Origin of the sequence: Microbacterium sp. NPDC058269 (genome assembly GCF_042881445.1) — a bacterium.
In the GTDB taxonomy this organism is placed as follows: Bacteria; Actinomycetota; Actinomycetes; order Actinomycetales; family Microbacteriaceae; genus Microbacterium.
Map to the genome: position 1 here is coordinate 125,965 of NZ_JBHVXT010000001.1, position 21,056 is coordinate 147,020.

Annotated in this window: 20 protein-coding genes; 15 read left to right on the forward strand and 5 right to left on the reverse strand. The window is 69.8% G+C overall.

Annotated features, from left to right (window positions below):
* Positions 1 to 38: 38 nt before the first annotated feature.
* Positions 39 to 1,565, reverse strand: a complete 1,527-nt coding sequence (locus ACFVWL_RS00600; RefSeq protein WP_387177333.1) for an ABC transporter substrate-binding protein — start codon at positions 1,563 to 1,565, stop codon at positions 39 to 41.
* Positions 1,566 to 1,803: 238 nt separating this feature from the next.
* Positions 1,804 to 2,766, reverse strand: coding sequence for an aldo/keto reductase (locus tag ACFVWL_RS00605; RefSeq protein ID WP_387177335.1), 963 nt, complete (start codon positions 2,764 to 2,766; stop codon positions 1,804 to 1,806).
* Positions 2,767 to 2,866: 100 nt separating this feature from the next.
* On the opposite strand from ACFVWL_RS00605, the gene ACFVWL_RS00610 reads away from it, so the two are divergent.
* Genes ACFVWL_RS00610 through ACFVWL_RS00635 form a run of 6 tightly spaced genes read left to right on the forward strand, consistent with a single transcriptional unit; the run spans position 2,867 to position 8,958 of the window.
* A complete protein-coding gene (locus ACFVWL_RS00610; protein ID WP_387177337.1) occupies positions 2,867 to 3,601 on the forward strand; it encodes an SDR family NAD(P)-dependent oxidoreductase in 735 nt (244 codons plus the stop codon).
* A gap of 23 nt (positions 3,602 to 3,624) precedes the next feature.
* Entirely contained in the window at positions 3,625 to 4,758 is a 1,134-nt protein-coding gene (locus ACFVWL_RS00615; protein WP_387177338.1) for a zinc-binding dehydrogenase, read from the forward strand.
* A 7-nt stretch (positions 4,759 to 4,765) separates the two neighbouring features.
* A complete protein-coding gene (locus ACFVWL_RS00620; RefSeq protein WP_387177340.1) occupies positions 4,766 to 5,728 on the forward strand; it encodes an aldo/keto reductase in 963 nt (320 codons plus the stop codon).
* Positions 5,729 to 5,762: 34 nt separating this feature from the next.
* Entirely contained in the window at positions 5,763 to 6,761 is a 999-nt protein-coding gene (locus ACFVWL_RS00625) for an alpha/beta hydrolase (protein WP_387177342.1), read from the forward strand.
* The gene (locus ACFVWL_RS00630) at positions 6,758 to 7,741 is read left to right on the forward strand and encodes an alpha/beta hydrolase (RefSeq protein ID WP_387177344.1); all 984 of its coding nucleotides are present in this window, start codon (positions 6,758 to 6,760) and stop codon (positions 7,739 to 7,741) included. The genes ACFVWL_RS00625 and ACFVWL_RS00630 overlap by 4 nt, the downstream gene beginning before the upstream one ends.
* A complete protein-coding gene (locus ACFVWL_RS00635; protein WP_387177346.1) occupies positions 7,738 to 8,958 on the forward strand; it encodes a multidrug effflux MFS transporter in 1,221 nt (406 codons plus the stop codon). Before ACFVWL_RS00630 ends, ACFVWL_RS00635 begins: the two co-directional genes overlap by 4 nt.
* A gap of 43 nt (positions 8,959 to 9,001) precedes the next feature.
* Here ACFVWL_RS00635 and ACFVWL_RS00640 read toward each other — a convergent pair whose 3' ends face one another.
* Positions 9,002 to 9,553: a hypothetical protein gene (locus ACFVWL_RS00640; RefSeq protein ID WP_387177348.1), complete on the reverse strand. Its 552-nt coding sequence runs from the start codon at positions 9,551 to 9,553 to the stop codon at positions 9,002 to 9,004.
* A 66-nt stretch (positions 9,554 to 9,619) separates the two neighbouring features.
* Between ACFVWL_RS00640 and ACFVWL_RS00645 the strand changes: the two genes are divergently transcribed.
* From ACFVWL_RS00645 to ACFVWL_RS00685, 9 genes are all read left to right on the forward strand, one after another.
* Positions 9,620 to 10,204, forward strand: coding sequence for a TetR/AcrR family transcriptional regulator (locus ACFVWL_RS00645; protein WP_387177350.1), 585 nt, complete (start codon positions 9,620 to 9,622; stop codon positions 10,202 to 10,204).
* A 115-nt stretch (positions 10,205 to 10,319) separates the two neighbouring features.
* The gene (locus tag ACFVWL_RS00650) at positions 10,320 to 12,305 is read left to right on the forward strand and encodes a primary-amine oxidase (RefSeq protein WP_387177352.1); all 1,986 of its coding nucleotides are present in this window, start codon (positions 10,320 to 10,322) and stop codon (positions 12,303 to 12,305) included.
* A 100-nt stretch (positions 12,306 to 12,405) separates the two neighbouring features.
* Complete coding sequence (locus tag ACFVWL_RS00655) at positions 12,406 to 13,362, forward strand: helix-turn-helix domain-containing protein (protein ID WP_387177354.1); 957 nt, start codon at positions 12,406 to 12,408, stop codon at positions 13,360 to 13,362.
* A 184-nt stretch (positions 13,363 to 13,546) separates the two neighbouring features.
* Positions 13,547 to 14,335 carry a MoaF C-terminal domain-containing protein gene (locus tag ACFVWL_RS00660; RefSeq protein WP_387177356.1) on the forward strand — a complete coding sequence of 263 codons (789 nt, stop codon included), beginning with the start codon at positions 13,547 to 13,549 and terminating at the stop codon, positions 14,333 to 14,335.
* Between the two features lie 34 nt (positions 14,336 to 14,369).
* Positions 14,370 to 14,759, forward strand: coding sequence for a nuclear transport factor 2 family protein (locus ACFVWL_RS00665; protein ID WP_387177358.1), 390 nt, complete (start codon positions 14,370 to 14,372; stop codon positions 14,757 to 14,759).
* A gap of 52 nt (positions 14,760 to 14,811) precedes the next feature.
* Positions 14,812 to 15,981 carry an ABC transporter substrate-binding protein gene (locus ACFVWL_RS00670; protein ID WP_387177360.1) on the forward strand — a complete coding sequence of 390 codons (1,170 nt, stop codon included), beginning with the start codon at positions 14,812 to 14,814 and terminating at the stop codon, positions 15,979 to 15,981.
* 69 nt (positions 15,982 to 16,050) lie between these two features.
* Positions 16,051 to 16,911: a branched-chain amino acid ABC transporter permease gene (locus tag ACFVWL_RS00675; protein WP_387177361.1), complete on the forward strand. Its 861-nt coding sequence runs from the start codon at positions 16,051 to 16,053 to the stop codon at positions 16,909 to 16,911.
* Positions 16,898 to 18,670 carry an ATP-binding cassette domain-containing protein gene (locus ACFVWL_RS00680; RefSeq protein WP_387177363.1) on the forward strand — a complete coding sequence of 591 codons (1,773 nt, stop codon included), beginning with the start codon at positions 16,898 to 16,900 and terminating at the stop codon, positions 18,668 to 18,670. Before ACFVWL_RS00675 ends, ACFVWL_RS00680 begins: the two co-directional genes overlap by 14 nt.
* On the forward strand, positions 18,667 to 19,359 hold the full coding sequence (locus ACFVWL_RS00685) for an ABC transporter ATP-binding protein (RefSeq protein ID WP_387177364.1): 693 nt from the start codon (positions 18,667 to 18,669) through the stop codon (positions 19,357 to 19,359). The genes ACFVWL_RS00680 and ACFVWL_RS00685 overlap by 4 nt, the downstream gene beginning before the upstream one ends.
* Before the next feature lie 19 nt (positions 19,360 to 19,378).
* On the opposite strand, the gene ACFVWL_RS00690 is transcribed toward ACFVWL_RS00685, so the two are convergent.
* A complete protein-coding gene (locus tag ACFVWL_RS00690; protein WP_387177366.1) occupies positions 19,379 to 20,194 on the reverse strand; it encodes an SDR family NAD(P)-dependent oxidoreductase in 816 nt (271 codons plus the stop codon).
* Positions 20,195 to 20,249: 55 nt separating this feature from the next.
* Entirely contained in the window at positions 20,250 to 20,996 is a 747-nt protein-coding gene (locus tag ACFVWL_RS00695; protein WP_387177368.1) for an SDR family NAD(P)-dependent oxidoreductase, read from the reverse strand.
* Positions 20,997 to 21,056: the final 60 nt, after the last annotated feature.

Genomic DNA, 21,056 nt, shown 5'->3' on the forward strand with positions numbered 1-21,056 from the left:
TGTCGGGGCGGCCGGCGTCGCGGCCGCCCCGACGGGCGTCAGCCCTGGGTGATGTAGCGGAGCGTCGGGAACATCATCCCCACCACCGGCTGCAGCTGGATGCCGGGCGCCGTGTAGTAGATGTTGTTCGCCTGGTACCAGACCGACCACCACGCCTGGTCGACGAGGGCCTTGTTGAGCTCCTTGACGGCGTCGGTCTGCGCGTCGCCGCGTTCGGTCTGCACCTTCTCGACGAGCGGTGCGATGACCTCGTTCTTCGCGTAGTCGGGCTCCGGGTTGAACCACTGCACGCTGGTCACCTGACGGGCGACGGTTGCGACGTCGTTGCCGTCCATCGCGAGGAACGAGATGAACATCGGGTAGTTCGGCGCGTTCAACTGGTAGTCCGGCATCTGCATGTTGTCCCATGTGACCTTCACGCCGAGCTCGTTGAGCGCCTGCTCGGCCGAGGGCTTCCACATCTCGAAGATGGGCGACATCGGCATCGAGATCGCGAAACCGTCGGGGTAGCCGGCCTCGGCCAGCAGCTCCTTGGCCTTGTCCAGGTTGTAGGAGTAGGTCTCGTCGAGCGACGGGTCGTTGATCGGTCCGCCGTCGGGGAACACCTGGTTCGTGGCGACCCCGGCTCCGCTGCCGACGGCAGCGAGGACCGCGGCTCCGTCGAAGGCGTAGTTGAGTGCCTGCCGCACCTCGAGCTTGCCGAGAGGCTCGCTCTTGGCGCCGGTGTGGTCGGTGATGACGAGCCCTGCCCAGCCGGAGACGCGCTCGGCGGTGTTCCAGCCCTGCTGCTTCGCCTGCCCGAGGTTGGCGACGTCGCCGTACTGCACATTGATCTGACCGCTGAGCATGGCGTTGTGGCGCGCGGTGGCGTCGGTGATCGGGAAGATCGCCAGCTCGGAGAACGGATAGGCCTCCGCATCCCAGTGATCGGCGGTCTTGGTGAAGTGGTACTCGGCGCCGGCGACGCTCGTCCCGCTGTCGAGGACGTAGGGCCCGGAGCCGATCGGGTCGCTGCCGAGGGTGCCCGCTTCGATGGCGGCCGGAGAGGCGACGTAGCTGCGACCGAGGCCCATCAGGTACAGGATCGTGTCGTCGCGCTGGGTGAGGGCGATGCGGACGGTGTCGTCGTCGACCTTCTCGAAGGAGGCGGCATTGACGTAGGCCTCCCCCGAGCGCGCACCGGCCTTGAGGTACTCGAGGCTCGTGATCACGGCGTCGGCATCGACCGGGGTGCCGTCGCTGAATACGGCGTCGGTGCGGATGTCGAAGTCGATGCTGAGGTCGTCGTCGGCGACCTTCCACTCGGTGGCGAGCGACGGGATCGGGTTGCCGTCGGCGTCGAGGGCGATCAGGGCGTCGTAGACGGCGGAGAGGTACGGGCCGTCGAATCCGACGTCGGCGAGCGAGGGATCCCAGGACGTGATGTCGAGGAAGTTGCCGATGTTGAGGGCGTCGGGGCTCTCGACCCCGCTGCCGTCGGACGGCGAGGGTGTCGAGCCGCTGCAACTGGTGAGCGCGAGGGTCGCGGCGACGACCGCGGCGAGCGCGAGGGGCATTCGTTTCATGGTTCCTTCTCTCGGGTGCAGGGGTGGTGAAGAAGGGGTGAGGTGCCGCTGACCGGAGGCCGGATCCGACGTCACTTCGATGTGTCGTGCTGGTTAGTCTACAGGTGTGGAAAAAGAGCGCAAGAGCGTTTCTCGACCCCGGGGCATCGGTTCATGCCTCGGGGCGCACCGGGCTTGTCCGAGCGCGCAGGCATGGCCCGCCCGAGCCCGTCGGCCCGAGGAAAGGGCACTTCCGCACTCACCATGCCCCGTCGGCCCGCACTTCGCGGTCGACCCAGCACCCGGCGAGCGCGGCCCGCACATCGGCGCCGTGATCGCGGGCGAGAGCGAGCGCCGCGCGGTTCTCCTCCAGCTGCGCGAGACGCGAGGCGCCGAACAGCACGTTCGCGGTGGCGGGGTTCGACAGGCAGAAGGCGATGCCGAGCGCGGCCGGCGTGACCTCGAACTCCCCCGCGACGCGTGCGACCTCGGGATAGACGGCCGCGATCTGCTCACGGATGCCTCCGACGTCGGCGCCGATCTTCCGCTCGGGCACACGTCCCGTCGCCAGGATGCCGCCTTCGAGCACATCCGAGGCCTGCAGGGTGAGCGTGCCATCGGCGAACAGCGGGCCGTACGCGTTCCCCTCGGCCATCGACCTCCGAGCGATGCCGTACTTCAACTGCGCGAACACCGGACCCGCCATGCCCTGCTCCGCAGCCTCGGCGAGTGCCTCCCGGGTGTGCTCGATCCGCCAGTTGTTGATGCCCCAGGAGTCGACGAGCCCCTCGGCGATGAGCTCGTTCACGTCGGCGACGAGGCGGGGCAGGTCAGGGGCGTCGAGGCAGTCCCCCACCACGAGGGTGTCGAAGCGGTCGAGTCCGGCACGCTCCAGCGACTCCGCGAGCTGTGCACGGAACCCCTGGTTCGGCCAGTCCCACAGCCAGAGCTTGCCGCACAGCACGATGTCGGCGCGGTCGACACCGCTCGCCCGCAGCGCCTGGCCGAACAGGATGTCGGTCGTCGAGTTCTCGGCGTGCGGACCCATGTTGTAGTACGCGACGTCGAAGAAGCCGGCATCGAGTTCGACCGCCCGGTGGATCAGAGCGACCGCGTCGTCGGGGGCCATCCGATCCCAGGTGTTCCAGGATCCGAGCGCCAGGGGCGGCACGACCGCTCCGGTGGAGTCCAGACGTTTTCGGGGATATGTCGTTTCGGGCATGAAGGCTCCTTCGCCGTCTCGAGACACGGGGTTGTGTTTTTCTATGTTTGTAGAATATAACGGAGACATCCCGTCAGAGCAGCCGTCAGTGAGGACGAACATGACCGCATCCCCCCGCCGCATCCTGGTCACCGGAGGTGCGTCCGGCCTCGGCCGCGGCATCGCCACCGCCTTCCTCGATGCCGGAGACGAGGTCGTGATCGGCGACGTGAACGCGGATGCCGCGGCCGCCGTCGCTGCCGAGATCGGCGCCGCGGCCCTCACTCTCGACATCGGCGACGAGGCCTCCGTCCTGGACGCGGCCGAGCGGCTGGTCACCGGCGGCGGTATCGACGTCCTGGTCAACAACGCGGGCATCGTCGCCGGCGGCGGCACCCTCCAGGAGGTCCCGGTCGACGTCGTCGATGCGGCCCTGCGGGTCAACGTGCGCGGCACCTTCCTCATGCTCCGCGTCTTCGGCGGTCTGCTCGCCGAGGCGGGACGCGGCTCGGTCGTCAACATCTCCTCCATCGGTGCCCGACAGCCCACCCCCGGCCTCGGCCACTACGAGGCGACCAAGGCGGCGGTGGATGCCCTCACCCGCACCGCCGCGATCGAGCTCGCCGCATCGGGTGTCCGCGTGAACGCGGTCGCCCCCGGTCCCGTGCTCACGCCCCTGACCGCCGACTTCGCCTCGAACCCGCAGGCGCGCGCGGCCTGGGAGTCGCGCATCCCCCTCGGCTCTATCGCCGAGATCGACCAGATCACGCCGCTCGTGCTGTTCCTCGCGAGCGACGCCGCCAGCCACATCACCGGAGTCTCCGTCGCCGTCGACGGCGGGCAGCTCCTGGTCTGACCGACACCGCCGTCTGGAGAACCATGTCCCTCCCCATCATCGCCCTGCCGACCGCCACCGATCTTCCGACCACGACCCGCGCCGCCGTGCTCACCGCGCACGGCGAACCGCTCACCCTGCAGAACCTCCCGCTCCCCGCCGAGCTCGAGCCCGGAGCCGCCCTCGTGCGCATCTCGTGCACCACGCTGTGCGGCACCGACATCGAGATCTGGGAGGGCCGGATGACCTTCCCCGGCATGCTCCCGATGGTGCTCGGACACGAGATGGTCGGCGAGATCGTCGCCACCGGGCCCGACACGAGAGACGCCCTGGGCCACCCACTCTCCCCCGGCGACCGCATCGGCTGGTCCGAGTCGACCTGCGGCGAGTGCCACGGCTGCGTGGTGCTGCGCGAACCCGTCGCCTGTGCGCGCCGCGGCTACGGCTTCCTGCAGCGTGCCGATGTGCCCCCGTTCGCCACCGCGGGGCTCTCGGAGTATGCCTACGTGACGCCGCGAGCCGCGAAACTGCTGCTCCCGGCGTCCGTGAAGGACACCTGGGCATCGATGGCCGGGTGCGCGGCCAAGACCGTGCTGCGGGCCTTCGAGCGGGCCGGGCGCATCCGGCCCGGCTCACGCGTGGTCGTGCAGGGCGCCGGCGCGCTCGGCATCTTCGCCACGGCCGTCGCGAAGATCTCGGGAGCCGGCCAGGTCATCACGATCGGCGCCCCCGCGTCGCGCCTGGAACTCGCCGGACGCTTCGGCGCCGACGCGGTCGTCGACTTCCGTGACGGCCCGGTCGTCGAACAGGTCATGGCGCTCACCGGAGGGCGCGGAGCCGACCACGTGTTCGACTTCGCCGGCGCGCCGAGCGTCGGGCCGGATGCGATCGCGATGGCCGCGCAGCGCGGCACGGTCACCATCGTCGGATCCACCGGTCCCGCCGGCGACGGCTTCCCGCTCAGCACCATCATGGGCAAGGAGCTCACAGTCGTCGGCTCGCTCAACGGCGACATCTCGGACTACTCCCGTGCGATCGACTTCTTCACCGCGTTCGCGGACCGCTTCCCCTGGGACGACCTCTTCAGCGCCCCGGTCGGCCTCTCCGACGCCTCCGACAAGATCGCCCACATGCACCACCTCGATGAGGTCAAGGCCGTCATCGACCCGAGACGGTGAGGACCCCGTGACCACTCCCCTCCTGCCCCACCGCGAGATCGGCCGCAGCGGCATCGACGCCTCGCTGTTCTCCCTCGGCTCCTGGCACACCTACGACCGGATGGACTTCGCCGACGCGGTCACGATGCTTCGCGAGGCGGTCGACCGCGGTGTGAACCTGTTCGACGTCGGCGTGTACTCCGCCCCGGGTGCGCCGCCCGTCTTCACCGATGTGATCTTCTCGGCGATGGTGCGTGCCGCGGGCCTCCGGCGCGACGAGTGGCTGCTCTCGTCGAAGCTGTGGCTCGAGGCGTTCGGCGATGAGGGATTCCGCCCGCAGCTCGAGAACGCGCTGATGCGGGTCGGCGTCGAGCACGCCGACCTGGTGATCCTCGGCGACCTGCGCCGCGACGACCTCGACCTGCGCGACCTCGTCCTCGACCTCGCCCGTCTCGAGGGGGCCGGACTCATCCGCGCCTGGGGTGTGAACAACTGGTCGGCATCGAGCATCCAGACCCTCATCGACATCGCCGCCGCGGAGGGCGTCGCCGGCCCGCAGATCGCGCAGCTGAAGTACAGCGTCTCCCGGCGCTCGATCCCCGACGGCGCTCCCTTCGCCCGTCTGTGGGAGCAGGGGCTGACGCTCCAGGCCTCCGACTGCCTGGAGGGCGGTGTGCTCGCCGGCAAGATCAACGGGGACAGGCAGATCGGCCGCGACCCCGGCGATATCCGGGAACGGATCATCGCCGATGTGCCCGCTTTCCGCGCGCTCGCTTCCTCGCTCGAGGTCTCACCGGCTCAGCTCGGGATCGCGTTCACGCTCACCCATCCGGCACTCACCACCACGCTGTTCGGCGCATCGAGCATCGAACAGCTGCGCGCCAACCTCGACGCCGCAGCCCTGGTCGACCGCGTCGGCAGCGACGAGCTGCGCCGCCTCATCGACCCCTTCTGGGCGGACCGCGGGGTCGTCGACCCCGAAGGTCCCTGACCCGCCGCTTCGCCCTACCGCCCCGAGGAGAACCATGACCGCCACCGCCGCCGGACACCCGACCGTCGCCCCCGTGCCCTTCGACCCCGAGGTGCAGGCCGTGCTCGATGAGCTCGCGAAGAACCCGCAGCCGCCCCTCACCCGCGACACCCTTCCGCGCGACGGTGTCGACCGGATGTTCCCCGACAACGACGCGGTCATCGCCGGCCGCGACATCGAGTGGGAGGACCGCGTCATCCCCGGTCCCGCCGGAGCGCCCGAGATCGAGATCACGGTGTTCCGTCCGGCAGATACCCGTGGCGCGGCGCTGCCCGCCTTCGTGAACATCCACGGCGGGGGCATGATCGTCGGCCACCGCTCGTGGGAGACGGGGCGCGTGATCGACATCGTCGACGAGCACCGCGTCGTCGCGGTCAACGTCGAGTACCGCCTCGCCCCCGAGAACCCCTACCCCGCCGGAGTCGAGGACTGTTACGCCGCCTTCGTCTGGGTGCACGAGAACGCTGCCGAGCTCGGTGTCGATCCGGAGCGCATCGTCGTCGGCGGCGGCAGCGCGGGCGGAGGCCTCACGGCTGCGGTGGCGCTCCTGGCTCGTGATCGGCAGGGTCCGGTCATGGCCGGGCAGCTGCTGCTGTGCCCGATGATCGACAACACCAACACCACGGTCGCCAGCCTCCAGTACGACGGCATCGGCACCTGGCAGCGCGAGATGAATCTGCTCGCGTGGTCGTGCGTGCTGGGCGACGACCTCGCGTTCCGTCCGGATGCTCCCGCCTACGCCGCTCCCAGCCGCGCAGCCGATGTGGCAGGACTCCCACCCGCCTTCATCGAGGTCGGCGAGGCCGAGGCGTTCCGCGATGAGGACACCGAGTACGCCCTGCGCATCTGGGCCACCGGCGGGCAGGCCGAGCTGCATGTCTGGGGCGGCGGGGCGCACGGCTTCGACATGTACATGCCCGAAGCCGAGATCTCGCGCGCCGCTCTCTCCGCCCGCGCGTCGTGGCTGCGTCGCATCTGGCGGGCCGCGCGGTGACCGCGCCGCTGCCGGTCCCGTACGACCCGGAACTCGTCGCCGGGCTCGACGCGTTCGTCGAGATGGTCGAGATCATCCCGCTGCGTGTCGACACGATCCACGCGAACCGCGACTACTTCGCGACGCTCATCCCGTCCATGGTCGTCCAGGCAGCGGGCCGTGCGATCACGTGGGAAGACCGGATCATCCCCGGCCCCGTGGGTGCTCCCGCCATCGAGGTCACGATCGTACGGCCCGCCCGACCGGCATCCGTGCCCGCCCCCGCGGTGCTGTCGATCCACGGCGGCGGCATGGTGCTGGGCACCCGGTTCTTCGGCACGGCGGAGCTCATCGACCTCGCCGAACGGCACGGCGTCGTCGGGGTGGCCGTCGAGTATCGTCTGGCACCCGAGCACCCCGGTCCTGCGCAGGCGGAGGACTGTTACGCCGCGCTGGAGTGGATGACCGCGCACGCCGAGGAACTCGGCATCGATCCCGACCGCATCATCGCCTCGGGGATGTCCGCCGGCGGAGGCCTCTCGGCCGCGGTCGCTCTGATCACCCGGGATCGGGGCGGTCCACGCCTGGCAGGTCAGCTGCTCGGCTGCCCGATGCTCGATGACCGCAACGAGACCGCGTCCAGCCGGCAGTATGACGGTTTCGGCGCGTGGGATCGGAACAACAACGACACCGCGTGGGATGCCATCGCCGGAGAAGACCGCTTCACCGACCGCGTCTCGCCGTACACCGCGCCCGCGCGCGCCGCCGACCTCTCAGGACTCGCCCCCGCGTTCATCGAGGTGGGCGCTGCGGAGACGTTCCGCGACGAGGCCGTCGACTACGCCATGCGCATCTGGGCGACCGGTGGACAGGCCGAACTGCACGTGTGGGCCGGCGGATATCACGGGTTCGCCGGGTTCTCCCCCGACGCCGAAGTCTCGAAAGCTGCCATCGCGGCCCGCGAGAGCTGGCTGCGCCGCATCCTGCGCCTCGGCGGATGAGCCTCCCCGTCCCCGAGGAGCCCGCCCGCCCGCGCATGAGCACGCTGCGGGCGATGCTGGTGCTCGGGATGCTGGAGGCCTTCGGCCCCCTGTCGATGGACCTGTACCTGCCCCAGTTGCCGCAGCTCGCCGCGTCGCTCGGTACGACGGAGGCTCTGGCGCAGGTGACGATGTCGGCGTGCATGATCGGGCTCGGACTCGGCCAGCTCGTGGCGGGTCCGCTGAGCGATCGACTCGGTCGACGACTCCCGTTGATGGTCGGGGTCGCGGCTTTCGCCGTGCTCTCCGTCGTGTGCGCCGTCGCTCCGAACATCGAGCTGCTGCTGGTCGCCCGGTTCCTGCAGGGGCTCGCAGGCTCGGCCGGCATCGTGATCTGCTTGGCCATCGCGCGCGACCAGTTCGAAGGCGTCGAGCTGTCGCGGATGCTGTCCCTGCTGTTCCTCGTGTCCGGCACGGCGCCGATCATCGCGCCGGTCGTCGGCGGGCAGCTCGCTCGGGTCATGGACTGGCGCGGCATCTTCGGCGTGCTCAGCGCGGTCGGGGTCGTACTGCTCCTCGTCGTGGTGTTCGCCCTGCCCGAGACGCTGCGTCCCTCGGAGCGGCACGGCGGCGGCCTCGTGGCGCTCCGGTCGCACGCCGGCACCGTCGTCCGCGATCGCCTCTTCGTGGCGGTGCTGTGCGCTGCGGCGGGCGGCGGCGTCGCGTTCTTCACCTACCTGTCGATGTCGTCGTTCGTGCTGCAGGATCAGTTCGGCCTCAGCCCGCAGGCCTTCAGCCTCGCGTTCGCGGCGGGGGCGCTGGCCAGCATCGTCGGCAGTCAGACCAGCCGCCTCGTGGTGCGTCGTTGGGGACCGCTGCGCGTGTATCTCGGCGGCATCACGGCGACGTTGCTCGCCACGACGGTGCTGCTCGTGCTGACGTCGACCGGCACCGGCGCGTACGGAGTGATCGCGGCGCTCGTCGGCTTCATGCTCTGCTCCGGCCTCGGCGGCCCGAACGGTCAGACCCTCGCACTCGCCCACCACGGCGCCCGCGCCGGCACCGCATCAGCCCTGCTCGGCATGGCGACATTCCTGTTCGGCCCGGTGCTCGCGCCCCTCGCCGCGGGACTCGGCGGCACGAACGCCGTCACCATGGCCGTCACCATGACGCTCGCCGCGGCAGTCGCAGCCGTCGCCGCCTGGGTGTTCGTGCGGCCGGCCGCGGTGCCTCGCTAGCATCGGGCTGCCGCACCGGAGCGAGCGCTTTGCGCACGGCCCGTCAGAACCCGAGGCACATCACGGCGACGCCGGCGACCATCGCCCACGATTCGGTCGTCAGCAGGCGCGCGGTTCTGCCGTGATGCACCGGCGCCACGAACCACTCTGTGACGATGGTCCACAGCACGACCCCGACCACTCCCACCAGCACCAGGACCGACAGGACGCCGTTCAGCCCGTGCCCGCCGTGCGCCGCGACCGCGACCTCCGTCGCCGCACCGGTCCCTCCCGTCGTGCTTCCGGAGACGCTCTCGAACGAGCAGATCGCCATCACGAGCGACACGAGCGCGCGATGGCAGCACGTCGCAGCCGACGGAGTGCCGCGCACTCCCATGGTGCCGAGCATCGCCGAGAGGAGGAGCACGGCCCCGAAGACCAGTCCGGTGAGGGCGTCTCCCTCGGTCAGGGCGATGGTCAGCATCACGGCCGCCATGATGAGCGCCGCCTGCCTCCCCTGCCACGGCACGGCCGACCACGCAGCGATGCAGGCGACCGCCGAGACGATCGCTGCTGCGGCCATCAGCCACGGTGCTGCGGGAAGGAGAAGCTCCACCGGGGCAGTATATTGATCGATCGCTCAAAATAGCCAGACCCGGTTCCGATGCGACAAGATGGGCACGTGCCCCGCATCGTCGATCACGATGAGCGCCGCCGGCAGATCGCCGAGGCGCTGCTCGCCGTCGCCGCCCGCGACGGGCACGAGAGCGTCTCCTCACGCGCCGTCGCCAAGGAGCTCGGTGTCGCCACCGGATCGCTCTGGCACTACTTCGACGGCTTCGACGAGGTCGTACGTGCGGCGGCCTCCGAAGTCACCCGCCGCACCGACGCGCGCATCGCCGACGCGACGGCCGGCCTGCGCGGACTGGCGCGACTGCAGGCACTGATGCGTGAAGTACTGCCCGTCGACGAGCCCACCCGCATCGAGGCGCATGTGGTGGTCGGATTCTGGGGGCGACTGGCGACCCTCGCACCGACCCCCGATGCCGGAGCCCCGACGCTCGCGACCTGGCAGGACAGCATCCGGCTCGCTCTCGCGGAGGCCGTCGACGATGGCGAGCTGCGCGCTGACTCCCCCGTCGACGCCGTGATGGCGCTCTTGCGTTCGGTCACCTACGGACAGCAGATCGTCGAGGTCACCGAGCCTCAGCCCGCCGCAGCGCACCTCGCCGTACTCGACAGCATCCTCGCGCCCTGGCGCGCCTGAGCCCGCACCGGCCGCTCTCGACGCACCCGGAATCGGTGGTTGTGGACCGCCGACGACCCGTCGTATCATCGTCGCAACCCGTTTATTGAGCAATTGCTCGAAAATAGTGAGGTCGATGATGTCCCACCACGCACCGCAGTCCGTCTCCATCGAGAAGATCGCGGCCTCGCACCCGCACGATCCGCTGACCGGCGAGGAGATCGCCGCCGCGCGAGCGGTGCTCGACGCAGCGGGACTCCTGACGGAGAGCACCCGCGTACCGATGCTGCTTCCCGACGAGACCACGAAGGAGGAGCTCGCCGCGTGGCATCCGGGCTCCCCCATCGACCGCCGTGTCGATGTGACGCTGCTCGACACGGCGACGGGCGTGGCGACCGAGGCCATCGTGTCGATCACACGCGGCGAGGTCCTGCGCACCGAGCGCGTGCCGAACGACGCCCCACCCTACGGCCAGCCGCAGTACCTGTTCGAGGAGTACGAGCGCGCCGAGACGATCGCGAAGGCCTCCCCCGAGTGGCAGGCGGCGATGACGCGCCGCGGCCTCGCCGAGCACATGGACCTCGCGTTCTGCGGACCGCTCGCCCCGGGATACACCGGCCGCGCCGACGAGATCGGACGCCGCGTGATCCGCTCCCTCACGTTCCTCAAGTACGACGAGCAGGACTCCCCGTGGGCGCACCCGGTCGAGGGCCTCATCGTGCACATCGACCTCACCTCGAACAGCGTCATCCGCGTCGAGGATCATGGCGACGTGCCTGTTCCGGCCGGCCACGGTAACTACTACCCCGAGGTGCAGGGCGACGCACGCACCTCGCTCAAGCCCATCGAGATCACCCAGCCGGAAGGCCCGAGCTTCACGGTCTCCGGCTCGCTCGTCGAGTGGGAGGGCTGGTCCATGCGCGTCGACTTCAACGCCCGCGAAGGCCTCGTGCTGCACGACGTCTCCTTCCAAGGTCGTTCGGTGCTCAGCCGGGCCAGCGTTCCCGAGATGGTGGTGCCCTACGGCGATACCGCGCCCGGCCGCTTCTGGATCAGCTACTTCGATGCCGGCGAGTACCTGCTCGGCAAGAACGCCAACCATCTCGAGCTCGGCTGCGACTGCCTCGGCGTCATCCGCTACCTCGACGGCTACGTCGCCGACGACCACGGCCACCCCGTGCGCATCCCGAACGTGATCTGCATGCACGAGGAGGACTACGGCATCCTCTGGAAGCACACCGATCTGGCGGGCCGCGCCGACGTGCGCCGCTCGCGCCGCTTCGTGGTCTCGTACTTCTCCACGATCGGCAACTACGACTACGGCTTCTACTGGAACTTCTCCCTGGACGGATCGATCGAGGTGGTCGCGAAGGCGACCGGCATCGTCTTCGCCGCGGCCGGCGAGCCGGGCGTCCGCCAGAAGCACGCGACCGAGCTCGCCCCCGGCGTCTTCGCCCCGGTGCATCAGCACCTCTTCTGCGCACGCCTCGACGTGGCGATCGACGGCGAGCACAACCGCCTGGTCGAGGTCGACGCCCAGCGCGTTCCGATGGGCCAGGACAACCCGTTCGGCAACGCCTTCAGCTGGTCGGAGACGACCCTCGCGACCGAATCGGAGGCGCAGCGCGAAGCGGACAGCTCGGTCGCCCGTGTCTGGGAGGTGCAGAGCACTTCCCAGACGAACCGCGTCGGACGCCCGACCGCCTACCACCTGGTGCCGCAGCCGACGGCTCTGCTCATGGCCGATCCGGCCTCCTCCGTCGCCGCGCGCGCCGCGTTCGCCACCAAGCACCTCTGGGCGACCCGGCACGAACAGGGACAGAACTGGCCGGCCGGCCGCTACCCCAACGCCCATCAGGGCGGCGCGGGCCTGCCGGAGTACGCCGCGGGCGACCGGTCGATCGACGGTGAGGACATCGTCCTGTGGCACACGTTCGGGCTGACGCACTTCCCACGCCCGGAGGACTGGCCCATCATGCCCGTCGACTACGCCGGCTTCTGGTTCAAGCCCTACGGCTTCCTCGACCAGAACCCCGCGATGGATGTGCCCGAGTCGACGCAGGCTCACGCGGTCACGTCCGACAGCTGCTGCGGTGCAGGCGCGTGCGCCTGCGATCACTGAGCTCCGGAAGAGAAGTCACCCCGTTCGACCGATGCCGGTGATAGCATCACGGAACGGATCGTATACAACGTCGTCGTTCCACCACCCGAGGTGATCAGTCATGAACGGTGCACCCGCCGCCCCCGCCGAATTGGTGTCCACACTCGTCGCGCGCAACATCAGCGACTTCCGTGCCGCCGTCTCCGAGTCCTTCGTCCCCCTCCAGGTCACGACCGCCGGGCCAGACCACTTCCGAGGAGTCATCCGCGGCGCCTCCGTCGATGAGGTGCACGTGAACGACGTGCGCGCCACCTCGCACGTCGTCGAGCGCACCCCCGAACTCATCGCGCGCGGCGACCGCTCGTACTTCAAGGTCAGCCTGATGCTCGCCGGCACCGGCCTGCTGATCCAGGACGACCGCGAGGCCGTGCTGCAAGCCGGCGATCTCGCGGTGTACGACACCGACCGTCCGTACTCGCTCGTGTTCGACGAGGACTTCCGCACCATGGTCGTGATGTTCCCGAAGCACCTCATCAGCCTCCCGGCCGACATGGTCGGGCAGCTCACCGCCGTGCGCATCTCCGGCCACGAAGGCCTCGGGGGCATGGTCGTGCCGTATCTGACGCAGCTCGCCGGCAACCTCGACCAGCTGGCAGGGACGACGGGGGCCCGGCTGGCGCACAGCGCGCTCGACCTCGTGACCACCCTCTTCACGCGCGAGCTCGGACTCGACCAGGTGTCGGCCGATCCGCATCGTGCGCTGGTGCAGCGCATCCGCTCGCACATCGACCGCAATCTCGCGTCGACCGATCTCGGGCCCGCGTCGATCGCCGCCGCGCACTTCATCTCGACCAGGCACCTGCACGGGCTCTTCCAGGAGCAGGGGGTCACCGTATCGACGTGGATCCGCACGCGACGCCTCGAACAGTGCCGCCGCGACCTGCTCGACCCGATGCTCGCCGACCGTCCGGTCGCAGCGATCGCCGCGCGCTGGGGCTTCGTCGACGCGGCGCATTTCAGCCGCGCGTTCAAGTCGACCTTCGGCGTCTCCCCCAGCGAGTATCGCGCCGCGCACTGACGCGCTTCCCGCCGCGCACCAGCACGTCGCTTGCCCGGGAGGGCACGCCGGTTGACTCTCGGCGCGCGATGGCCGTCGCGGCCTTGAGGGGATGAGGGGCGCGCACCCAGCATGAGGCAAGTGCACCGCGATGACGCGGTGCCCGGGGCGATGAGGCCCCGCCCCGTGCGACGTCAGGACCCTCATGACCGACATCTCCGCCGACCCGGCCCTCGACCAGTGGCGCACGTACGACGAGTTCGCCGCGGGCATCGACACCTTCCGCCTGCCGAACACGCAGCTCACCGGCACCGCACTCACGCTCACCCTCGACGACGGCTCGACCCTGACCCTCCGGTTCTCCGAGGACGCCGTCCTCTGGACCGGACTCGAGGCCTCCGGCACCGACCCGTACGATGCCGTGCGGGTGCGCGACGACGTCGTGTTCGTCAACATCCCGATGCAGAGCCGTCCTCGCGAAGCCGTCACCGTGGTGTTCTCGACAGCGACGAACCGGGCCACCGTCATCCGTTCGCGGATCGCCGCCGAGGCCGTCGAGGGCACCCCTCAGGTCGGCCAGGACTTCTGGGCGGCGACGACCGACGCGGGCCCGGTCAGCGGTGACGCGCCCGGCCCGAGCCGCGACCTCATCGGCAAGCGCAACCTCTACCGGTACAGCCCCCACCACCTCTACGAGCACGTGTACATCTCCAGTCGGCGCTACGCCTGGCAGTGCCTCGAGGGCGTGCAGCGCGGCCATGGCGACATGGACCTGTCGACCGTCTGGAAGTTCGCCGACGGCCTCTATCTGTTCTGCTTCCGGGAGTTCCGCATCGCCGTGGCCAGCGTCTGGCTGCACGACCTCGGCTACCCGCTGATGACCACGGGGATCTTCCTCGGGCTCAATGGAGACGGCGACGCCGAGCACTCCCGAGGTGGCGGCCACATCTATCCCTTGGGCTCGGTGGCCTATCCCGATGCCCAACCCGTCTGACCGTTCGATGAACCACGGATTCCGAGGAAGACGCATGAGCAACGCAGACCTGATCCGCCAGCACTACGACGCCAACGACCGCGGCGACCTCGACGGGATGCTGGCGCCGTTCGCCGCGGACATCCGCTGGACAGAGGCGGCCGGCTTCCCGTACGCGGGCACGTACATCGGCCCGGATGCCGTCGCAGCGAACGTGTTCGGCCGCATCCAGGAGGAATGGGACGACTACACGGTCGCGATCGACGAGGTCGTCGACGGCGGTGACGTCGTGGTCGCCATCGGCACGTACTCGGGCACCTACACGCAGACCGGACGCTTCTTCGCCGCCCGTGTCGCCCATGTGTGGCGGGTGGCCGGCGGCGAGATCGTCGCCTTCGAGCAGTTCACCGACACGGAACTCGTGAACCGCGCCCTGCGTGCCTGAACACCGCACGACCCGAACACCGCACCACCTGAACACGAGAGGCAGGAAGCACATGAACAAACGAGCATCCGGCACCGCGGCGCTCCTCGCCGTGGCAGCCCTCACCCTCGCCGGCTGTGCCGGCGGAGACGGCTCCGGCGGTGGCGAAGGCGCCCCGATCGTCGTCGGCTCCGTCAACACCATCAGCGGGCCGGCCACGTTCCCGGAAGCTTCACAGGCCGCCGCCGCCGTGTTCGACGCCTTCAACGAAGCGGGCGGGCTCGACGGACGCAGGATCGACTACAAGATGCTGGACGACAAGGGCGACCCGGCAACGGCCACCGCCTCCGCCCGGGAACTGGTCGGCAGCGACGGCGCCGTCGCGCTCGTCGGATCCGCCAGCCTCATCGAGTGCGAGATCAATGCCAAGTACTACGAGCAGGAGGGCATCCTCTCGATGCCCGGGATCGGGGTGGACACCGGCTGCTTCGCGAGCGACAGCATCTCGCCCGCGAACGTCGGACCGTTCAACGACATGACTCTCACGCTGCAGTACGGCTCCGAGGTGCTCGGGCTCGACGACATCTGCATCCTGCTCGAGATCGCCGGTTCCACGCGACCGACCTATCAGGCCGCGATCGACAAGTGGACCGAGATCACCGGCAAGGAGCCGAAGTACGTCGACGACACCGTCCCGTACGGCGCCTCCGACTACACGCCCTACATCGTCAAGGCACGCGACCAGGGCTGCAAAGCGCTCGCGATCAACCCGGTGGAGCCCGATGCGATCGGACAGGTCAAGGCCGCGAACGCGCAGGGCTGGGACGACGTGACCTGGCTGTACCTGACGAGTGTCTACAGCGAGAACTTCGCCGAGGCGATCGACGATGCGGGCGCGGGCATCTACGTGCCGGCGGAGTTCTACCCGTTCACCGACGACAGCGAGATCAACGCCGACTGGCGCGAGCTGATGGAGGCCAACGACATCCCGCTCACCTCGTTCAGCCAGGGCGGGTATCTCGCCGCGACCTACTTCATCGAGGTGCTCGAGGGCATCGACGGAGACATCACCCGCGAGACCGTCTCCGAGGCGCTCAAGGGCATGGAGCCGATCGAGAACCCGATGGTCGGAACGCCCTACGCGTTCGGTACGCAGAACACCGCGGGCTGGCCGATCATCCTCGAGTCCGGCACGAACGCCTGGGAGAAGGTCGCCGACGACTGGCTCCGCATCGGCGAGTAGCCACTCCCGCCTGCCGCCGGGCGCATTCCCGGCGGCAGGCCATCCCCCTCGGATCAGAAAGGACTCCTCATGCTGCAAGGCGCCATCGCCGGTCTCGCCGCCGGCGGCCTCTATGCCGTCCTCGGCGTATGCCTGACGTTGATGTCCCGCCTCGTGCGGGTGGTGAACTTCGCCCAGGCCGCGACCGGGATGTTCGGCGCCTTCACCGCCGTGTGGTTCGTGCGCGAACTCGACCTGCCGATCTGGCTCGGGTCCGTGCTCGGTGTCCTGGTCGCCGGGCTCCTTTCCGCCGCGATCGGGTTCATCGCCGCGACCTGGTTGTCCGAGGCGTCCACCACCACCCGCTCGGCGATGACCGTCGGTCCTCTTCTGCTGCTCATCTCGATGTCGTTCATCCTGTTCGGCAACAAGCCGCAGCCGTTCGCGCCGATCATCGCCGGTCCTGCGTTCTCGTTCGGCGGGGTCGTGATCAGCCAGGTGACGGTCGCGACCGTGGCCATGGCGATCGTGACGGCGATCGTGGTGCGGATCGTGCTGCGCCGCACCAGGGTCGGCACGCAGCTGCGGGCGCTCTCGGAGCGGCCCACCACCGCCGAGCTCCTCGGCATCCGCTCGCGCCCGCTGTCGATCGCCGTCTGGTTCGTGACGGGTGTGATCAGCGCGATCGCGATCATCATCGTGGCGCCATCGCAGTCGAACGACGCGACCAGCCTGTCGATGCTCATCGTCCCGGCCGCGGCGGCCGCGCTGCTCGGCGGATTCCGCCGACTCGATCTCGCCGTCGTCGGCGGGATCCTGCTCGGCGTGCTCGGCGGGCTCGTCGCCCAGATCGACGAAGTGGCGCTGGTGCGCAACTTCCTCCCGTTCCTGTTCATCGTCGTCCTGTTGCTCTGGACGCAGCGCAAGGAGGTGTGGGATGCCGCTCGCTGACCGCCCCTGGTTCCGGATCACCTGGCCGTTCGCCGTCGCTCTCGCCGGCATCGGCGTGGGGGCGGTCCTCAGCGCGGCCCTGCCGGGGTACTTCGTCTTCCTCGCGATCAGCGCGGTCACGGCCGCGATCGCCATTCTCGGTCTGGGCATCGTGACCGGCTCCGCCGGGATGATCGCGCTCTGCCAGCTCACCTTCGCCGCCGTCGGCGCCTGGATCGTCTCGCTGCTGAACGTCATGCAGGCTCCCGGCGGATTCATCGTGTGGCTGATCCTCGGCGGGGTCGCGGCGGGCCTGGTCGGCATCCTCGTCGGCCTCCCTGCACTGCGGCTGCGCGGCGTGAACCTCGCCGTCGTCACCCTCGGATTCGCTGCGGCCGCCGATGTGACCCTCGTGCAGATCCAGTTCCCCGGCTCGGCCGACGGGACGGCGATCGAACGTCCCGAGATGTTCTCGAACGACCGGCAGTTCTTCTTCCTCTCCATCGTCGTGCTCGCCGTCTGCGCGCTCGGCGCGTTCTTCCTGCAGCGCGGCCGCTGGGGTTCGAGCTGGAAGGCCGTTGCCTTCTCCGAGCGCGGCACGGCCGCCGCAGGGCAGAGCGTGCAGACGGCGAAGCTCACTGCGTTCGCGGTCTCGGCGGCGCTCGGCGGCATCTCCGGCGGGCTGCTCGCCGGTCAGGTGCAGCTCCCCTTCGCGTCGAGCTTCACTCCGCTGCAGTCGCTCGCGCTCTACGTGCTCGCGATCATGTCGGGCGCCCACCTCATCGACATGGCGATCTTCGGCGGACTTCTCTGGGTGCTGGTTCCCGAACTCCTCAAGCGGTGGGGCATCCCGCAGGACTGGGGCTTCGTGGTCTTCGGCGTGCTCGGCGTGCAGGCCCTCACGAGCGGCACGAACCTCGGCCAGGGCATCCGCAACCTGATCTGGCGTCGCGCAGATCGCAAGACCGCAACCGCCGCACTGTCGGCACTCCCCCCGGATGCCGGAGCGGATGCGGCGGCGATCACCACCACGACCACCGCCACGGTCGACGAGGCGGCGCTCGACGGTGCGCCGGTACTGACCGTCGAAGGCCTGACCGTGCAGTTCGGTGCGCTCAAGGCACTGGACGACGTCTCCTTCCACGTGCCCTCCGCGTCGATCATGGGACTCATCGGCCCGAACGGCGCCGGGAAGTCGACGTTCGTGGACGCGATCAGCGGTTTTCTGCCGAAACACGGAGGGCAGGTGCGCCTGGGAGACCGCGACCTCGCCGGCCTGTCCCCCACGCGGCGCGCGCGACTCGGCCTGCGGCGGACCTTCCAGCAGGACCGGGTACCGCCGTCTCTCACGGTCGGTGCGTACGTGCGGTTCGTCGCCCGGCGCCGACTCGCGGCGTCCGACATCGACGAGGTGCTCGAGTTCTTCGGCTGCCCGCCCGCGCGGTCACGGCTGTCGAGCGTCGATGTCGGCACCCGGAGGCTCGTGGAGGTCGCCGCGAACGTCGTCTCCCGGCCTCGGTTGCTGATCCTCGACGAACCCGCCGCCGGCCTCTCGCACGACGAACATCTGGCACTCGCGGCAAGGTTGCGGGAACTGCCCGCGCGCTACGGCGTCGCACTCATCATCATCGAGCACGACCTCGATCTCGTCCGCTCCGTGTGCCCGACCCTGACGGTGCTGGACTTCGGCCGCGTGCTGGCCAGCGGACCACAGGCCGAGGTCCTTGCGAACCCCGACGTCGTGAAGGCGTACATGGGAGAGACGGAGCTGTTGAAGTGAGCGAACTCGTCCTGGATGCCGTCACCGTCAGCCGCGGCGCCGGTCCGGTGATCTCCGACGTCTCGCTGCGGGTCACCGGCGGCGAGGTGCTGGCGCTGGTGGGCCCGAACGGCGCGGGCAAGACGAGCCTGATCGAATCGGTGTCCGGGGTCACCCCGCACTCCGCGGGCAGCATGACCCTCGACGGCCAGCCGATCGACCGGCTGTCCCGCGTCGCGAGGGCTCGTCACGGCATCGTGCACATCGAGCAGGGACGCGCCGTGTTCCCCTCGCTGACCGTGCGGGAGAACATCTCCCTCACCGCGCGCACCCCCGAGGAACTCGAGGCCGCGCTCGCACAGTTCCCCGAGCTCGAGAAGCGCATCGATGCGCCGACCGCGCTGCTCTCCGGCGGCGAGCAGCAGATGGTGGTGCTCGCGCGTGCGTTCGCTGCGAAGCCGCGCATCCTGCTCATCGACGAGATGTCGCTGGGCCTCGCCCCCGTCGTGTTCATGCGCCTGATGCCGATCGTGAAGTCGATCGCCGACTCCGGGGTGGGTGTGCTGCTGGTCGAGCAGTTCACCCAGCTTGCGCTCGACCTCGCGCAGGAGGCCGTGGTCGTCGCGGGAGGCCGCGTGTCCTTCCAGGGCACGTCTGAAGACCTGCGAGCCGACCCCGCCCTCCTGCACCGCGCCTATCTCGGCGGATGACCGCGCACCGCGCGCCCGCTCACATCCCGGCGTGGTCGAAGGCGATGGTCGGCACGTCGACCACGTGCGATCCACCGTCGGCGACGATCACCGCACCCGTGATGTACGACGACTCCCCGGAGCCGAGGAACCGCACGACCGAGGCGATCTCGGCAGGCCGGGCGGGGCGACGAAGCGGTACGTCCGCCGTGACCTTCGCGTAGGCCTCCTCGCGGGACCCGAGTCCCGCATGCGTGGCGAACTCGTCCATCTCGTCATCGGCCATCGGCGTCTGCACCCAGCCGGGGCAGATCGCGTTCACCCGCACACCGTGCCGGCCGTAGTCGCGGGCGAGGGTGCGGGTGAGCCCGACCAGGGCGTGCTTGCCGACCGTGTAGCCGGCGACGGAGGGCCCGGCGAAGAGCCCCGCGAGCGAGGAGACGATCACGATCTGTCCCTTCGCCTCGATCAGGGCGGGCAGCGCCTCCCTCGCCATCGTGAACGCCGTCGTGAGGTTGGCGCGGATCGCCGCATCCCAGCTCTCGTCGTCGGTCTCCCCGACCGGCGAGAAGCCGTGACCGCCGGCGTTCGCGACCAGCACGTCGATGCGCCCGAACCGCGCGAGGACCTCGGCGACCGCCTCCTTCGCGGAGGTGGTGTCCGCGGCGTCCGCGACGATCGGCAGCGCGCCGACCGCGCGCTCGACCTCGTGCAGCGGCTCCGGGCGGCGCCCGACGACCACGACGTGCGCGCCCTCGGCTGCATACCGCTCGGCGATGGCGGCTCCGATGCCCGTTCCGCCCCCGGTGATGACGATGACGCGTCCGGAGACGGTCGATCCGACCACAGCTCCCATGTGTGCTCCTGTGTGTTCTGGCGCGCGTGCGCTCTTGCCGCCTGACGCGGTCGCGTCAGGCGGGGAATCCCGATCGGGCGGTATACCCGAAGTCGCTGAGAAGGGTGGTCCCGTTGATTGCCCTGCTGCGAGGCGACACGAGGTACGCCACATGCGCGGCGATCTCCGCCGCGCTCTGCACCGGGAAGGGCGGCTCGTCGAACGCCTCGGCGCCCAGATCGCCCCGACTCATCGGGGTGTCGACGATCGACGGCGCGACCATGTTCACCCGGATGCGGGTGTCGGCGAGGTCGACCGAGAGCGCGCGACCGAACTGGACCAGAGCCGCCTTCGACGTGCAGTACGGCACCATGCCGGGCGAGGCGACGAGGGCGGAGTCGCTGGCGAGCAACACCACGGATGCGGCCTCCGCCTCGCGCAGCGCCGTCAGGGCGTGCTTGAGCACCAGGAACGACCCGGTCACGTTCACGGCGAGCACCCGATTCCAGACGTCGAGAGCGGTCTCCTCGATCGGCGTCCCCACCGGGCCGGACACACCGGCACAGCAGACGACCGCGTCGAGCCGCCCCAACGCCGCCACCCCGGCGTCCACGGCGGCCTGCACCTGGCCCTCGTCCGTGACGTCGGCCACCAGGACCACGGCATCCGGGCAGCCGCGAGCGACGTCGTGCAGCGCCGCGCCGTCTCTGTCGAGCAGCGCGACACGGACGCCCTCCGCGGCGAGCGCGAGCGCGGTGGCGCGGCCGATACCGCTGGCGGCCCCGGTGATGAGAGCCGTCGTCCCGTGCAGCTGCAGATCCATCTCGTCCTCCGCACGCCGTCCGGCACCTGATGGTGCGGTCTGAGGACGGCGGTGTCGTCC

Coding starts and splice junctions, on each gene's coding strand:
- ACFVWL_RS00600 (WP_387177333.1), bottom strand. CDS start 1,565: ATGAAACGAATGCCCCTCGCGCTCGCCGCGGTCGTCGCCGCGACCCTC.
- ACFVWL_RS00605 (WP_387177335.1), bottom strand. CDS start 2,766: ATGCCCGAAACGACATATCCCCGAAAACGTCTGGACTCCACCGGAGCG.
- ACFVWL_RS00610 (WP_387177337.1), top strand. CDS start 2,867: ATGACCGCATCCCCCCGCCGCATCCTGGTCACCGGAGGTGCGTCCGGC.
- ACFVWL_RS00615 (WP_387177338.1), top strand. CDS start 3,625: ATGTCCCTCCCCATCATCGCCCTGCCGACCGCCACCGATCTTCCGACC.
- ACFVWL_RS00625 (WP_387177342.1), top strand. CDS start 5,763: ATGACCGCCACCGCCGCCGGACACCCGACCGTCGCCCCCGTGCCCTTC.
- ACFVWL_RS00635 (WP_387177346.1), top strand. CDS start 7,738: ATGAGCCTCCCCGTCCCCGAGGAGCCCGCCCGCCCGCGCATGAGCACG.
- ACFVWL_RS00650 (WP_387177352.1), top strand. CDS start 10,320: ATGATGTCCCACCACGCACCGCAGTCCGTCTCCATCGAGAAGATCGCG.
- ACFVWL_RS00655 (WP_387177354.1), top strand. CDS start 12,406: ATGAACGGTGCACCCGCCGCCCCCGCCGAATTGGTGTCCACACTCGTC.
- ACFVWL_RS00660 (WP_387177356.1), top strand. CDS start 13,547: ATGACCGACATCTCCGCCGACCCGGCCCTCGACCAGTGGCGCACGTAC.
- ACFVWL_RS00665 (WP_387177358.1), top strand. CDS start 14,370: ATGAGCAACGCAGACCTGATCCGCCAGCACTACGACGCCAACGACCGC.
- ACFVWL_RS00670 (WP_387177360.1), top strand. CDS start 14,812: ATGAACAAACGAGCATCCGGCACCGCGGCGCTCCTCGCCGTGGCAGCC.
- ACFVWL_RS00675 (WP_387177361.1), top strand. CDS start 16,051: ATGCTGCAAGGCGCCATCGCCGGTCTCGCCGCCGGCGGCCTCTATGCC.
- ACFVWL_RS00680 (WP_387177363.1), top strand. CDS start 16,898: ATGCCGCTCGCTGACCGCCCCTGGTTCCGGATCACCTGGCCGTTCGCC.
- ACFVWL_RS00690 (WP_387177366.1), bottom strand. CDS start 20,194: ATGGGAGCTGTGGTCGGATCGACCGTCTCCGGACGCGTCATCGTCATC.
- ACFVWL_RS00695 (WP_387177368.1), bottom strand. CDS start 20,996: ATGGATCTGCAGCTGCACGGGACGACGGCTCTCATCACCGGGGCCGCC.